We start from the raw sequence: 14,890 nt of genomic DNA, 5'->3' as shown, positions 1-14,890 counted from the left end.
CATGGCTTAGGCGCGTTCACTGCGCCTGCTTGGTCCCGTCCCCGGAGGTCCAGCGCTTGAGCCAGGCATTGACCGTCTCGTGCCACATCACGCTGTTCTGCGGCTTGAGCACCCAGTGGTTCTCGTCGGGGAAGGTGAGGAACTCGCTGGGAATGCCACGGCGCTGCAGCGCGGTGAAGGCGCCCAGGCCCTGGGTGATCGGGATGCGGAAATCCTGACCGCTGTGGACGACCAGCATCGGCACGCGCCAGTCCTTGACGTGGTCGATCGGGTTGAAGCGCTCGTAGTTCTCGGGATGTTCGAACTGCGTGCCGCCGTTCTCCTTCTCCTCGAACCACAGCTCCTCGGTGGCGTAGTACATCATGCGCGCATCGAACACGCCGTCGTGGTCGACCAGGCACTTCCACGGCTGGTTCCACACGCCGGCGATCCAGTAAATCATGTAGCCGCCGTAGCTGGCGCCCAGCGCACAGGCACGGTCGCCATCGAGGAAGCTGTACTTGTCCAGCGCGGCCTTCCAGCCGGCCTTGAGGTCCGCCAGCGGCTTGCCGCCCCAGTCGCCCGAGATCGAATCGGTGAAGGCCTGGCCGTAGCCGGTCGAGCCGTGGAAGTTCACCGTGACTACGGCGAAGCCCTTCCCCGCGTAGGTCTGCGGGTTCCAGCGGTAGCTCCAGTCGTTGCTCATCGCGCCCTGCGGGCCGCCGTGGATGATGAAGGCGACTGGATACTTCTTGCCGTGCTTGTAACCGACCGGCTTGACGACGTAGCCCTGCACCGTTTCGTCGTTCCAGCCCTTGAAGGTGAAGAACTCGAAGTCGCCCATCCTGGCGTTCTTCAGCCGCTCGGCGTTGAAGTGGGTGACCTGCTTGAGGCCGCGGCCGTTGGCATCGGCAAGGTAGAGGTCGACCGGACGCTTGAGGTCATCGCGCGCCAGCAGCAGGCGGCCACTCTGCAGCGAATAGCCGCCGACCGCCCCATCGCCGACCAGTTTGCTGACCTTGCCGCTGGCTGCATCGATGGCGAACAGCGGATGCTGGCCCTCATCGTCGGCCGTGGCGTAGAGCGTCTTGCCGTCGGCACTGATGGTGAGCGCGCCGGCCGAACGGTCCCATTGCGGATCGAGCTCGCGGGTGGTGCCGCTGTGCAGGTCCATCGCCATGATGGCGAAACGGTCGGCTTCGAAACCGGGCTCCTTCATCGCCAGGTAGTAAAGCGTCTTGCCGTCGGGCGACGGCACCGGGTTGGCATCCCATGCCTTGTTCGCCTCGGTGAGGTTCTGCGGCGCGGCGGAGCCGTCGGCCGGCACGCGGTAGACGTCGAAGTTGGTCGACCACGGCTCGCTGGTGCCGGCGATGCGCGCGTCGAAATAGACGGTCTGCCCGTCGGGCGAGAAGGCGAACTCGCTCTCGTCGCCGAAAGGCTTGCTGGGAACGTCGCCATCGATGCCTCGGCTGAGCAGCGTGGGCTCGGCCGGCAGCATGCCCGTGTCGTCGAAGCGGCCAATGAAAAGCTGGTTGCGCCGGCCGTTCGCCCAGGTATCCCAGTGACGCACGAACAACTTGTCGTAGACGGTGCCGGTGGCCTTGTTCTTTTCGCGGCCGTCGACGCGCTCCTTGGTGCAGGCCAGGTCGGCGCAATCGGTGTACACCTCATAGGAAAGCAGGACGCTCTTGCCGTCCGGCGACAGCTTGTAGCCGCCCAGATCCAGCGCCGCATGGCTGACCTGCACCGCCGCCCCGTGTCCGGCCAGATTCAGGCCACCATCGCCCGTTCCCAGATCCAGTCGCCACAGCTGGGATACGCCCTCGGAGGCCGCTACGTAATAAAGGCGATGCCCATCGGGCGCCCAGCGCGCCGAACCGCCCTTGTCCGCCACCTTGACCGGCGCACCACCCTTCTTGAGGTCGAGCACGTAGATCGCGTTGACGCCCTTGTTCGCCGCGTAGTCCGTGCTGCGCACGCCAAAGGCCGCATAGCGACCATCGGGCGAAAGCTGCGGGTCACTCACCCGGTCCATCATCACCAGATCGCGCACGTTGAACGGGTGCGGCGCGTGGGTTTCCAGGTCTGCGGCGAATGCGGGCGCGGCGAGCAGGCCGAGTGCGAGCGCGGCGAACAGCGGCTTCATGAGACGATCCCCTATGGTTGATCAGCGGGTCACGGTACGGGCAGGCGCGTGGCGGCGCAAGGAAGCGCCTGGTGCCGCAACCGCCTCCAGCACGCGGCCGCGTGCTGTGGATCACAGGCGATCAGGCTAGTTTGGTACGAAATCTGCCTTATTCCGGCGTCTACCAGGGGAATCCACCATGCACCGCACGCAAGCCGTACGAGGCTTCACCTTGATCGAACTGATGATCGTGGTCGCGATCATCGCCATCCTGGCCGCCATCGCCATCCCGGCCTACCAGGACTACACCGTCCGGGCGCAGGTGACGGAGGGCATGAGCCTGTCTACCGGAGCGAAGGCGGCCGTGTGGGATTTCGTGTCCAACACCGGCCGGTTCCCGCCCAACAACCAGTCTGCCGGGCTCGCCAATACCACGTCGATCTCCGGTACCTACGTTTCGGGCGTGGACGTTACGGGTGGCAAGATCCGTGTAGCGTTCGCAGGCCCAAAGGCAAACGACTCCATTCGTACATCTCAGCTGGTTCTCTCGCCGGTGACGCATGTGGGGAGCATCACCTGGACGTGCGGAGGCACGGGGACGACGCTGAAGGCAAAATATCTGCCGTCGTCTTGCCGGACGTGACCTCCTGCTAGGCGCCTTGTTGACAAATTTCGTCAGTAGTCGTCGCTGCGGGACACATGCCCGGATGTCGTCCTGATCACGCTTCCGCAGGCGACGAGCTCAATAAGCACACAGGTTGTAGACATACGTGACGACGTGCACAATCACCCGGCCTAAAGCTATGCGGCAATAAGTAAGCAGCGAGCGTGGCACGCAAGCTGCTTCGAACACCGCGAGCTTCCTGGTCGTTCCTGACCGCAGCATGTGGGGTCCGATTCCGCCTAGGGGGATCCGGGACCGGGGCTCAGGGGGCATCAAACGGTTAGCTAACCAGTACAGAGGAACCACCATGAAGAAGAATCTGCAGAAAGGCTTCACCCTGATCGAGCTGATGATCGTGGTCGCGATCATCGCCATCCTGGCGGCCATCGCCATCCCGGCCTACCAGGACTACACCATCCGTTCGCAGGTGTCTGAGGGCATGAGCTTGGCTGACGGCTCCAAGACCGCAGTGGCGGAGTTCTACTCCAATGCCGGTCATATGCCGACCAGCAACCAGTCCGCGGGTCTCGCCTCCGCCGCTAGCATCGGCGGTAGCTATGTGAGCTCCGTTACTGTCGCTAACGGTTTGATTACGGTTGCGTACGGTGGTTCTGGAACTTTTGGCAGCAAGGCCAATAACCATATCAATGGTGCACAACTCCTGCTTTCGCCGTCGCCCAGCGTGGGCAGCATCGCGTGGGTCTGCAAATCTGGTAATAGCCAGATGGCCGCGAAGTATCTGCCGTCGTCCTGCCGCTAATCAGCCGTAAGCTCGTGTATGTTCGGAAGGGCCGCTCACGCGGCCCTTCTTTTTTGGAATTATCGATGCGCAGGCAAATCATTCTCTCGACGGCGCTCTATGCCGTAATTGCCGTAATCGCCATAGCGGCCTACGCGCCCGGCCTTCATGGCTCTTTCCTGTTTGATGATTTCGCCAATCTGCCCACACTGGGTGCTACCGGGCCGGTGGATAACGCCGCCAGTTTCTGGCGATACATCACTTCCGGTACAGCGGACCCCACAGGCCGTCCGCTGGCCTTGCTAAGTTTCTTGATCGACGCCCAGGACTGGCCTGCAGATCCATTCTTTTTCAAGCGCACCAACCTCGTGCTGCACCTGCTTAACGGACTGCTGTTGTTCCTACTGCTGCTGCGGCTGGGGCGCGCACTGACAGTCAACAGGCCACCCAGCGTTTGTACACGAGCCGACGTGGCGGCGGCGCTCGGTACCGGCCTCTGGCTGTTGCATCCGCTTTTCGTGTCGACAACTCTGTACGTCGTCCAACGTGAAGCCATGCTGCCCGCGACTTTCGTGCTGCTTGGCCTCCTGACGTGGATGCATGGCCGCGCCCAGTATGCGGAGGGCCGCTCCATTGCAGGAACCCTGTGGTGTATCGCCGGCCTCGGTGGCGGCACGCTACTGGCGACGCTCAGCAAGGCCAACGGAGTCCTGTTGCCTCTGCTTGCGTGGATCATCGAGTGGGTGCTGCTCGGGCCCTTGTATACGCACCCAGACACCCTTGCCAACGACGCACAGCGCTCCACGAGCCGCTACGGCCTGGTTCGGGTGTTTTTCCTTTGGCTGCCCTCCCTGGCAATCGTGTGCTGGCTCCTGTTCCAGGGCGTGCCAGACATCCTCGCCGGAGAGACCCACGGGCGGCCGTGGACCATAGGCCAGCGGATGCTCACCGAGCCACGGGTAATCACCGATTACCTGCGTTTGCTGTGGATACCGCCCCCCTATACCAGCGGGCTATTCAACGACCAGTTGCTTGCCTCGCACTCGCTTGTCGATCCACCATCAACCCTGTACGCGATTGCGTTCGTGCTCGCCTTGTTGGCGCTCGGCTTCGGCCTGCGGCGCAGGCGGCCGGCAGTATCCCTGGCGCTGCTGTTCTTCTTCGGCGGGCATTTGGTCGAGTCCACAGTTCTGCCGCTTGAGCTCTATTTCGAGCACCGGAACTACATGCCTGCGATGCTGCTGTTCTGGCCTTTGAGCCTGTGGATCTGCGCGGTGCCACAAGCACGCGCAGGACAGGAACCCGTCCTGCTGACACGGGTCGTACCACGAGCAGCCTTGGCCATATCGCTCATGGCAGTTCTGGCCGTGATGACCCATGCCCGTTCGGATCTGTGGGGCAATACGCGTGAACAAGCGCTGCTTTGGGTTCGGATCAACCCGAGTTCCCCACGCGCGCAAGCCAATGCGGCGCAAGCGCTCATTGCGAGCGGCCATCCGGATCTGGCCATACCTTCACTGCGCCGAGGGCTTTCCCGCTCCCCCGGCGAAATCCAGTTGGCGATAAACCTGTTTGGCGCTGAGTGCCAAATCGGCGGTGTAACCCCGGCGACCTTTGCCGCCACGGAACAGGCGCTGCGATTGACCACCGATCCCGGGACGCTGCTCTCCCATTGGTTCGAGCGCGCGATCGACGGCGCCGCCCATCCGGCCTGTCCGCAAGCCGATTTCTCTCACATAGAACTTCTATTAGAAGCGGCGGATAAAAACCAACGGCTGATGGCGAGCCCCGGGAGGCGTCAGGATGTGGCTTATCTTCAGGGACGTCTTGCGCTTACCCGAGGGCGGGCAAGGGAGGCATTGACGTACTTCGACAAGGCGCTCGATCAGCAGATTCGAGTAGAAGCCGCCATGCGGCAGGCTGCCATACTTGGGTCGGCCGGCTACCCGGAGCTTGGGCTGGCGCACCTGTCGCATTACGACGCCATGCAAGCGTCCGCCGCGAAGTCAGGTGACGCCTATCACCCTCCATTCGGCATGCCGCGCATCCATGCCTGGATTCTGCGCCGACAAGGCTATTGGAATCGGGAGCTGAGCCGGCTGCGCGCTACACTGCTTGAAGATGCACGCAGCAAAGAGGTGAGGAGCGAATGAGGCCATTGAACCAGGACTACGCCCGCGCGCGCATGCGCTCGTGGGGCCTGCTCGGGTTCGCCTTGCTGCTGGCCACCATCGTCTACTGGCCGGGCCTTTCGGGTGGCTGGCTGTTCGACGACTACCCCAACATCGTGGACAACCGCGCCGTACAACCGCCCGACGCCCACCTCTCCAGCCTTGTACGTGCTGCCTTGTCCTCGCCTTCCAGCGAGTTCAAGCGCCCACTGGCATCACTCAGCTTCGCCGCGAACTATCTGGCAGCAGGACTTGATCCATATTGGATGAAGCTGACTAATCTGCTCATCCATCTGATCAACGGGCTGCTGATCTTCCTGCTAACACGCCGCCTGCTTTTTGCCGTGCGGACACGCGCCACCCTGGCATCGGCGACTTCAGGACGTGCCGCACACAATCTCTACGACGGCCGCAGCGGCGTACTGGCGGCGCTGATTGCCGCCGCGTGGCTGGTACTGCCGATCAATCTGACCGGCGTGCTCTATATCGTCCAACGGATGGAAAGCCTGGCCAACGCCTTCGTCCTGCTTGGCTTGATCGGCTACGTCGCCAGCCGGCAACGCATGCTTGCTGGCGGTCGCGGGGTTGTCGGCTGCGTCCTGAGCATCACCCTGCCTACCGCATTCGGCCTGCTGGCGAAAGAAACCGCAGTGATGCTGCCGCTTTACGCGTTCCTCATCGAATGGATCGTCTTCGCCTTCCGTCGCCCTGCATCTCCCTCCGCCCGCGACTGGCGCGTACTGTTGCTGTTCTTCGTCGTACTCATCTTGCCGATGCTTGCCGGCCTGGCTTGGATCGTGCCGCAGGTGCTTTCGCCAGGAGCCTTCTCGACGCGGGATTACACGCTCGGGCAACGTCTGCTGAGTGAAGCGCGCATCGTGACGGACTACATCGGCTGGACCTTGCTACCCACCTCTAATGCGCTCTCGTTCTACCACGATGACTTCCACGCCTCGACCGGATTGCTCCAACCCTGGACCACACTCGCCAGCCTGCTCGCTCTGGCGGCGATGGCGTGGGCAGTCGTGCGCAGCCGGCACAGCCATCCCTTGTTCGCGCTTGGGCTGGCGCTCTACCTCGCCTGCCACCTACTTACCGGCACCATTCTCCCGCTGGAATTGATATACGAACATCGCAACTATTTCGCGAGCTTTGGTCTTCTGCTCGCAGTCGTACCGTTCTTGGCTGCACCGCGCGCGGGAATCGCTGGGACGGTGATGCCCACCTTGCCGAGTGAAATCGACCGCCCTCTGCCAATGTCCTTGCCTCGCTATGTGGCGCTCGGCGGGCTCATACTGTTCTGGGCGGTAAACACAGGCCTGACCGCTCACGCCTGGGGCGATCCGCTGCGTCTGGCGATAGAGCTGGCAGACCGAGCGCCTGACTCGCCGCGAGCCCAGTACGAACTCGGGCGCATGTACATCATTTACTCTCGCTACGAACGCGACTCGCCGTTCACCCGATTGGCCTATGCACCACTCGAACGAGCTGCGGCCATGCCTTCTTCCTCGATCCTGCCGCAACAAGCGCTGATCTTCATGAACTCCCGCATGGGGCTTCCGCTCAAGGAGTCGTGGTGGGACAGCATGATCGCCAAGCTCGGCGCTAGGCGGCCAGGCGTGCAGGACGAGAGTTCGCTCAGTGCGCTAACTCAGTGTGCGCTTGAGGGGCTTTGCCACTTGCCCCCGCAGCGCATGGTCGACGCCTTTCTCGCCGCGCTCTCCCATCCGAACCCCAGCGCCCGCCTGCTAGCCACCTATGGGGACTATGCCTGGAACGCCCTCGGGGACCGCCAACTTGGCTTGAACCTCAGTGAAGAGGCGATGGCTGCACAGCCTGCTGAATCGGCATATCGGATCACGTACATCCGCATGCTCGTCGCCCTCGGGCGCACCAAGGATGCCTTGCACGCATACCAGAAGTTGGAGCAGATGAACATCGGCGGCGAGCTGGACAAGGAACTGCAGGACCTGCGCCAAGCCATAGACACGTTGGATATCCACTCCGCGCGTGGCGGTTCCGACGGTTAACGGGACTTGGGCAAGCGATGCTGATCATCCTCAAAAAGATTTGGACCATCTTCACACCGGCCGAGCGGCGCAAGTCGATACGGATGCTCGTGCTCGTCGTGTTGATGGCCATGGCGGAAACCGCCAGCGTGCTGTCCATCATGCCGTTTCTTTCGGTGCTGGGGCGGCCGGCGATCATTCACGAAACGCCGTTGTTACTAGACCTTTATCGCAGATTGGGTCTAACCGATACGCGCCAGTTCATCTTTCTGCTTGGCTTCGCTTCCATTGCACTCGTCATTGCCTCGTCACTGTTCAAGACAATCACCCTGCATGTGCTGAATCGCTTTGTGCACATGGAACGACACTCCATCAGCACGCGCTTGCTGTCGCGCTACCTCGAGCAACCCTACGAGTTCTTCCTCGTCCATAACCCGTCGATTCTCGCCAAAAATGTGCTTTCCGAAGTCGACCAGCTGTTGTTCGATCTAGTCCAGCCTCTATCACAGCTGCTGGCCCAAGGGGCCGTGCTGTTGGCCATGACGCTGCTGATCTTCTGCTATGACGCTCTGACGGCGATCTGCATCATGGCCACCTTAGCGGTGCTGTACGGCACCATCTACGCGCTGGTGCGTAAACGCCTGGCGCGTATCGGCAACGAGCGCCAGGCGGCGGACGGGCAGCGGTACCAGGCCTGCAACGAAGCGTTAGGTGGCATCAAGGACGTAAAAATCACGCACGCGACCAAAGCCTATCTTGGTCACTTCGAACGCGCCTCCCACCTTTTCTCGCGCCACTTCGCCACCAACGAAACACTGGCTCAGTCGCCTTTGTATCTCGTGGAGGCCACGGGCTATACCGGGCTGATTGTCATCGCCCTGGTGCTACTGCTGAGGAGCAACGACATCGCTCACGTGCTACCGGCACTTGGCCTTTACGGTTTCGCGGCCTACCGGATGTTGCCCTCAGCCCAGATCATGTATCGCGGCTTGGCCAAATTGCGTTTCGCGTCCCCCCACCTGGATTCCATCGCCCGGGACTTGGGCCTGCCAAAGGAGCCGGAAGTCAAGCCCGGCAACGCCTTGTCCCTGCATCGGGAAATCCGGCTGGATAGTATTCGCTATGCCTATCCCTCGGCCCCGGAGAAGTGGATTTTTGACGGGTTCGACCTGGTCATTCCAGCCAACAGTAGCGTCGGGATCGTAGGCAAGAGCGGTGCAGGCAAAAGTACGTTGATGGACATCTTGCTCGGCCTACTGCACCCGCAGGAAGGCGTGATGAGCGTGGACGGCGTGCCCATTACTGCCGACAACGCGGCTGACTGGCAACGCACCATCGGCTACGTGCCGCAGCATATCTATCTCTCGGACGCCAGCGTCGCCGAGAACATCGCTTTTGGCGTTCCCCGGAAGGCCATCGATATGGCCGCTGTGGAACGCGCTGCCCGCGCCGCGCAGATCCACGAATTCGTGGTGAGCGAGCTGCCGCAGGGCTACGACACTTATGTCGGCGATCGCGGCATCCGGCTTTCCGGCGGCCAACGCCAACGCGTCGGCATCGCTCGCGCGCTCTATCGCGACCCGTCCGTGCTGCTGATGGATGAAGCGACAAGCGCGCTAGACGAGCAGACCGAACAAGCCTTGAATGAGGCCATCCGCCAACTGTCGGGGAGCAAGACCGTCGTCGTCATAGCCCACAAAGAAGCTTCGCTGCACTATTGCCAAAATGTCGTGACCGTGGGCGGCAGCACAGGCCAGCTACGTGAGGCTATCTATGGCGCTCCTGAAAGCCCCCGGACGGGCAGGTCATGAGCACTGCGAAAACAATAAGTGATATGACTCAAACGCCCCTGGTTTCCATCGCGCTCGCTACCTTTAACGGGGGTAAATATCTCGAAAAACAGTTGGAATCGCTAATCGGGCAAGACTATCCAAATTTTGAAATTGTTGCCTCAGACGATGGCTCTGCTGATACCACGCAAGAGATACTGCAACGATATGCTTTACAAGACAGGCGCATCCGCCTGCTGCCGCCTCACAAGAATATCGGAATTATTCAGAACTTCGCGCTGTGTTTTTCCGAGTGCCGAGGCGATGTTATTTCACCTTGTGACCAAGACGACGTTTGGTATCCCGGCAAGACACGAAGACTAGTAGAGGCAATGGGCGATGCGTTACTGGTCTATTGCAATAGCCAGCTTATCGATGACAGAGGACGGCCGACAGGTCGCACACTGGCGGATACGCTCAATATGCTTGAAGGCAACGATCCACGCCCCTTCCTCTTTAGCAATTCGGTGCTTGGGCATGCCATGATGTTTCGCAAGCACATACTCTCCAACCATGGAGCCCTCACGCGCGTACCCCACGATTGGTGGCTCGCCTTCGTTGCATCCAATCTAGGTCATATCACCTACGTGGACGAGGTGCTGGTGGATTACAGGCGCCACGGCGCATCCGTTACGAAAGAAGCCTCAACCAGCAAGACGTCTGCGCAACGGAAGAAATTTTTGAACGAAGATTTCCGCCGCCTACGCGCGATGGCGGAATTTCCAGGCGATTATCAATCATACGCGCAATCAATCCGCAACGCTTGGTTGGCTTGGCGTAAAAGTTATCTCGACCTATCCATGTTTCGCGCCGTTTTACGTGACGGCGAAATCACTCACAAGGCTTTTCTCAAGGAGAAGTCCAGGTTTCAATTGGCATTGAAGTACGTGGCCGGCCACCGATTGAAGCACTTACTTCGTCCAAACTACTATCCAAGTTAGTTCCCGCGAAGGCTGGCATCGGACAAACCGAAAAATGCGAGAAAATGCCTCGAATGAAAATTACCTTTGTATTCCCCAGAATTGACCGAAGAAATTTTACAGGCGGACTGTACTGCGCACTCAGGCATGCAAATGAGCTGGTCTTCCGGGGTCATGAGGTATCGGTTGTCGCTTATCCTAAAAGCGCCATGCCTGAATGGATAGACCTGAAAGCTAAGCTGATCGTTCCCTCTAAATTTAAGTGGCCGGGAGGGTTACCGCTCGGCCAAGCCTCGTTGGCGATGACTAGCTACGCCCTGGATTACATTGGTTATGGTTACAAGGGGGATTACTATTCAAGAGCCACGGCACATGCGTTTATGTCGGATATCTTGCCGGAGGCCGATATAACTATTGCGACCTTGTGGGAAACCGCATCACTGGTGGCCAAACATGGAAAGGGACGAAAGGCCTACTTTTGCCAACATTATGAACCACTATTTTTTGACGACCCTGTAGACCGCAGCGATGTCGACGCCAGCTATTCATATGGACTGACATTGATCGCCAACTCTTCCTGGCTCAAGTCTCGACTGGAAAACCGGCTGCTGGCCACTGCCGAGGATAAAAAAGTATATCTCGCCACAAACGCTATCGACCCACAAGTCTTCATGCCTTGCATCCCTGCCGACCGACGCATCGAGGGCAGCTCATCCACGCTACGTATTATCAGCTATGGCGGTCGTGATGCGCGATGGAAAGGGTTTATTGAAATGGCCGAGGCCGTGCGTGCTGCCCGAGCAGCGCTGCCTAGCATGACAATTGAGTGGAACGTTTATGGACCTGCGCTCCTTTCACCCGAAAATCATATCACTCCATATACACATCTTGGTTTCCTAAGCCAGGCCGAGCTGGCATCTGCTTATAGAATGAACGACGTGCTGCTCTCTGCATCTTGGTACGAAAGCTTCCCGCTTTTTCCAATCGAGGCCATGGCAAGCGGATTGGCGGTCATCACGACACCCAATGGCACGGAAGATTACGCGATCAGCGAAGAAAACTGCCTTGTGGTAGAGCCACGTGACGTTAACTCCATAACTCAAGCGATCATTCGCTTAGCTACCGATAGAGCGTTACTAAAGCGAATTGCGTCGTCCGCAACACAAGTGGCCAACGAACATAACTGGAACCTCGCTAGTTCGAAGATGGAGAAGGTCCTGCGCCACATTATCTCCTCGTCGGACGTGCCAACGCCACCTTAAGGTCCTGTAGTGCAAACTGAGCAGAATAAACCGGAGCCTTCAGGCAAGGCATCGATACCCGTCTATTCTTTTGACGTTTTTGATACGTGCGTCTCGCGGACGTACGCTCATCCACGCGATCTTTTCTATGAGCTTGGGCGACGCTTGGCGCCACCGGACTGTGAGGAGCGCGAGCAACGCAAGTTCGCCACCCGCTTTCAGTCCTCCCGCATACGCGCCGAGAAAATGGCACACCGCCACGCGCGTCCTAACCAGACGGTAACGATAGAAGAGATCTATGCACACTTCTCCATGCCTGGCGGTCTACCGTTCGACGCATCCAACCTGATCAGGGCGGAACTCGAGCTAGAGCGCGAAAGCATCTATCCGATCCCAGCGGCGGTATCTCGCCTCGAGAGTCTTCGGAAAGCCGGGCATCGAATCATTTTCATTTCTGATATGTACCTTTCCTCATCTTTTCTCGCTCCTGTTCTGAAGGAATGTGGGGTAATGAAAGATGGCGACATTTTGTATGTTTCTTGCGATGCAGGCATAACAAAGCAACATGGACAATTGTTCCACCATGTGTTGAATGCGGAGCGCCTTGAGGCCGCGCAATTGGTTCATGCCGGAGACAACCCGCACGCAGACATTGCTATGGCCACCAAGGCCAGCATCCGGGCAGAGCATTGGCGGGACGGAATACTGACGTCACCGGAGGCAGCAATGGCTGGCCGTCGCCTTCCCAGGGAAAGAGCCAAATCGTTTCTGGCTGCGCTGGCCCGGCGGCTACGGCTTTCCAACCCCGCAGGCTGCGAAGGCGGACCGCTGGACCATGTGATACACGGCATAGTCGTCCCGTTGCTGCTGGCCTATGTGTCGTGGGTTCTCGAGCACGCGAAACAACACGGCGTACGGCGGCTCTACTTTGTGGCTCGCGACGCCGAGGTGATGCTTCGCATCGCTCAATTGCTGCAAGGCGAAAGTGACGCTATCGAGCTCCGCTACCTTTACGGGTCTCGGCGAGCATGGCTCGGGCCTTCGATAAGTCGGCACGATACCGACTGGCAACGCCTATTGATCATTCCTGGACAGACGAGTAGTCGGCACGACATCACCGCAAGAATGGGGCTGAACGAAGCGGCCCGAGAGACCTTGCGCGAAATGTTGTCTTGTAGCCGCGCAGCATGGGTGGCGAACTTGCCATACGACCAAGCCCGCGGGTTCTTGAGTGAAATAGCGGATAGCGTTTCCGCCATGGAGCTGATTCTCTCCTCGATCGAGCGTGAGCGAGAGGCGGCGCTAGCCTACTTCCGACAAGAGGGCCTGTTCGACGCAACTCCCTGGGCCCTAGTTGACGCAGGTTGGTCCCTAAATGCGCAGGCCGCGCTCAAGCGCATCCTGGCAGCCGCAGGCGGCGCGCATCAGATGCCCTGCGGCTATTACCTGGCGTTGGCTCGGGACCATCTTGATGAAAGCCAAGCCGGTGTCGCGTATCCCCTCGTGCCGAGGGCGGGGTCCATCTTCTCACGTCGCCGCGTCATCATCGAACATTGCTTCTTGCCGTCCACGCACGCCACCACGCAAAGCTACCGCTTGGAAGGAGCTCGCGCGCACCCCGTTTTCGGCCGAGAACTCCGTAGCACGGCGGAGCTCAGCTACGCTGCCGCGCTGCAGGAAGCAGCGCTCTCCGCCGCTAGGCTGGCCTCCAGCGACCCAAGAATCCTGGTCGCGCTGAACGAACACATCGGCGAGATCCTGGCCAATGCCGAAAGACTGCTGCGTCACCCGCACGCAATCGAGGCCAGAGCGATGTCGACTTTTGGCACCGTGGCGGACATGAGGCACGAGATGCCTTTTGTGGAACCGTTGTGCCGCCCTCTGCGCTGGAATGATGTGTGGGCGGTGTTTTCCATGACGTTATCCAAGAAGAAGAGCTTCGAATCACCATCGTTCATGTGGCTGGAGGGCTCTATCGCACTCTCCCCGTGGCACGTCCGCTTGCCGTTGAAACTTGCTCTGCTTGCCGACTCCCTGCGAAACCGCCTGAGGAGCTAGAAGCGAGCGACATCTGCCGGCTTGCCGGCGATATCCTTCCGGTAGGATATCCGTATGCAAGCATCCTCTTTTGCCCTAGTCGTGGGTGCCGGCTTTGCCGGCAGTGTGATCGCACGTGAGCTGGCCGATGCCGGATGGTTGGTGCGCGTGGTCGATAAGCGCATCCACGTCGCCGGCAACGCCTATGACGAACTGGACGCTCATGGCGTGCTGGTGCACCGCTACGGGCCGCACATCTTCCATACCAACGGCGAGCGAATCTTCGACTACCTTTCCCGCTTCACCGAATGGCGCCCCTACGAACATCGGGTGCGTGGCGTGGTGGATGGTCGTGCGTACCCTTTCCCGATCAACAGGGACACTCTAAATCAACTCTATGGCTTGGACCTCGACGACACGGGTGCGGAAGCCTTCCTCGAGCGGGTGCGCGAGCCCAGGGACCCTGTACTCACCAGCGAAGACGTAGTGCTCAACAGCGTGGGCCGCGACCTGTACGAAAAGTTCTTCCTGAACTACACGCGCAAGCAGTGGGGCCTGGATCCTTCACAGTTGAAGGCCGGGGTCGCGGCGCGAATCCCGGTGCGCACAAATACCGATGATCGGTATTTCACCGATACCTTTCAGGCCATGCCCAAGTTCGGTTACACCAGGATGTTCGAGGCCATGCTTGACCACCCGAACATTACGGTGGAACTGGGCGTGGACTTCGAAGACCTCCGCGACAACATGCGCGCCGCGCACGTGGTCTATACCGGGCCGATCGACGCCTACTTCCGGTATTGCTTCGGCCCCCTCCCTTACCGCTCGCTTCGCTTCGAACACGAGCATCTGGCCGGCTTGACCCAGTACCAGGAGACCGGCACGATCAACTACCCCAACGACCACGCCTATACCCGCATCACCGAGTTCAAGCATCTGACCGGGCAGACGCACTCGGGCACGTCCATCGTGCGCGAGTATCCGCAGGCGGAGGGCGAACCCTACTACCCCATTCCGCGCGCCGAAAACGAGGCGCTCTTCAAGCGCTACGAGGAGCTGGCCAAGGCCGAGCGCAACGTCACCTTCGTCGGGCGGCTGGCGCAGTACCGCTACTACAACATGGACCAGGTGGTAGGCGCGGCGCTGGCAGCCGCCAAGCGGCTGCTGGACTGA

10 protein-coding genes are annotated in these 14,890 nt (G+C 60.0%); 9 read left to right on the top strand and 1 reads right to left on the bottom strand.

The genetic code is table 11. The features are described from left to right. Positions 1-16: 16 nt before the first annotated feature. A complete protein-coding gene (locus VGU03_RS07895; protein WP_327479843.1) occupies positions 17-2,128 on the bottom strand; it encodes a S9 family peptidase in 2,112 nt (703 codons plus the stop codon). Positions 2,129-2,306: 178 nt separating this feature from the next. Here VGU03_RS07895 and VGU03_RS07890 point away from each other — a divergent pair, with 178 nt between their 5' ends. The 9 genes from VGU03_RS07890 to glf all read left to right on the top strand — a co-directional run bounded on the left by VGU03_RS07890 (position 2,307) and on the right by glf (position 14,890). Continuing rightward, positions 2,307-2,750: a pilin gene (locus VGU03_RS07890; RefSeq protein WP_327479842.1), complete on the top strand. Its 444-nt coding sequence runs from the start codon at positions 2,307-2,309 to the stop codon at positions 2,748-2,750. A 328-nt stretch (positions 2,751-3,078) separates the two neighbouring features. Next, on the top strand, positions 3,079-3,531 hold the full coding sequence (locus VGU03_RS07885) for a pilin (RefSeq protein WP_327479841.1): 453 nt from the start codon (positions 3,079-3,081) through the stop codon (positions 3,529-3,531). Between the two features lie 65 nt (positions 3,532-3,596). Then, positions 3,597-5,663, top strand: coding sequence for a tetratricopeptide repeat protein (locus VGU03_RS07880; RefSeq protein ID WP_327479840.1), 2,067 nt, complete (start codon positions 3,597-3,599; stop codon positions 5,661-5,663). A 32-nt stretch (positions 5,664-5,695) separates the two neighbouring features. After that, positions 5,696-7,711, top strand: coding sequence for a hypothetical protein (locus tag VGU03_RS07875; RefSeq protein WP_327479990.1), 2,016 nt, complete (start codon positions 5,696-5,698; stop codon positions 7,709-7,711). A 17-nt stretch (positions 7,712-7,728) separates the two neighbouring features. Further along, positions 7,729-9,501, top strand: a complete 1,773-nt coding sequence (locus tag VGU03_RS07870) for an ABC transporter ATP-binding protein (protein WP_327479839.1) — start codon at positions 7,729-7,731, stop codon at positions 9,499-9,501. Beyond that, complete coding sequence (locus VGU03_RS07865) at positions 9,498-10,460, top strand: glycosyltransferase (RefSeq protein ID WP_327479838.1); 963 nt, start codon at positions 9,498-9,500, stop codon at positions 10,458-10,460. The genes VGU03_RS07870 and VGU03_RS07865 overlap by 4 nt, the downstream gene beginning before the upstream one ends. 53 nt (positions 10,461-10,513) lie before the next feature. Then, positions 10,514-11,701 carry a glycosyltransferase family 4 protein gene (locus tag VGU03_RS07860; protein ID WP_327479837.1) on the top strand — a complete coding sequence of 396 codons (1,188 nt, stop codon included), beginning with the start codon at positions 10,514-10,516 and terminating at the stop codon, positions 11,699-11,701. A gap of 9 nt (positions 11,702-11,710) precedes the next feature. Beyond that, the gene (locus VGU03_RS07855; RefSeq protein WP_327479836.1) at positions 11,711-13,738 is read left to right on the top strand and encodes an HAD family hydrolase; all 2,028 of its coding nucleotides are present in this window, start codon (positions 11,711-11,713) and stop codon (positions 13,736-13,738) included. Between the two features lie 54 nt (positions 13,739-13,792). Beyond that, positions 13,793-14,890 (top strand): UDP-galactopyranose mutase, encoded by a 1,098-nt coding sequence (glf, locus tag VGU03_RS07850; protein ID WP_327479835.1) that lies wholly within the window; start codon positions 13,793-13,795, stop codon positions 14,888-14,890.

Origin of the sequence: Frateuria sp., from assembly GCF_035944355.1 — a bacterium.
GTDB lineage: Bacteria > Pseudomonadota > Gammaproteobacteria > Xanthomonadales > Rhodanobacteraceae > Frateuria_A.
The sequence above is the reverse complement of the archived record's forward strand: the minus strand, read 5'-3'. Positions and strand labels throughout refer to the sequence as shown.

Coding starts and splice junctions, on each gene's coding strand:
- VGU03_RS07895 (WP_327479843.1), bottom strand. CDS start 2,128: ATGAAGCCGCTGTTCGCCGCGCTCGCACTCGGCCTGCTCGCCGCGCCC.
- VGU03_RS07890 (WP_327479842.1), top strand. CDS start 2,307: ATGCACCGCACGCAAGCCGTACGAGGCTTCACCTTGATCGAACTGATG.
- VGU03_RS07885 (WP_327479841.1), top strand. CDS start 3,079: ATGAAGAAGAATCTGCAGAAAGGCTTCACCCTGATCGAGCTGATGATC.
- VGU03_RS07880 (WP_327479840.1), top strand. CDS start 3,597: ATGCGCAGGCAAATCATTCTCTCGACGGCGCTCTATGCCGTAATTGCC.
- VGU03_RS07875 (WP_327479990.1), top strand. CDS start 5,696: ATGCGCTCGTGGGGCCTGCTCGGGTTCGCCTTGCTGCTGGCCACCATC.
- VGU03_RS07870 (WP_327479839.1), top strand. CDS start 7,729: ATGCTGATCATCCTCAAAAAGATTTGGACCATCTTCACACCGGCCGAG.
- VGU03_RS07865 (WP_327479838.1), top strand. CDS start 9,498: ATGAGCACTGCGAAAACAATAAGTGATATGACTCAAACGCCCCTGGTT.
- VGU03_RS07860 (WP_327479837.1), top strand. CDS start 10,514: ATGAAAATTACCTTTGTATTCCCCAGAATTGACCGAAGAAATTTTACA.
- glf (WP_327479835.1), top strand. CDS start 13,793: ATGCAAGCATCCTCTTTTGCCCTAGTCGTGGGTGCCGGCTTTGCCGGC.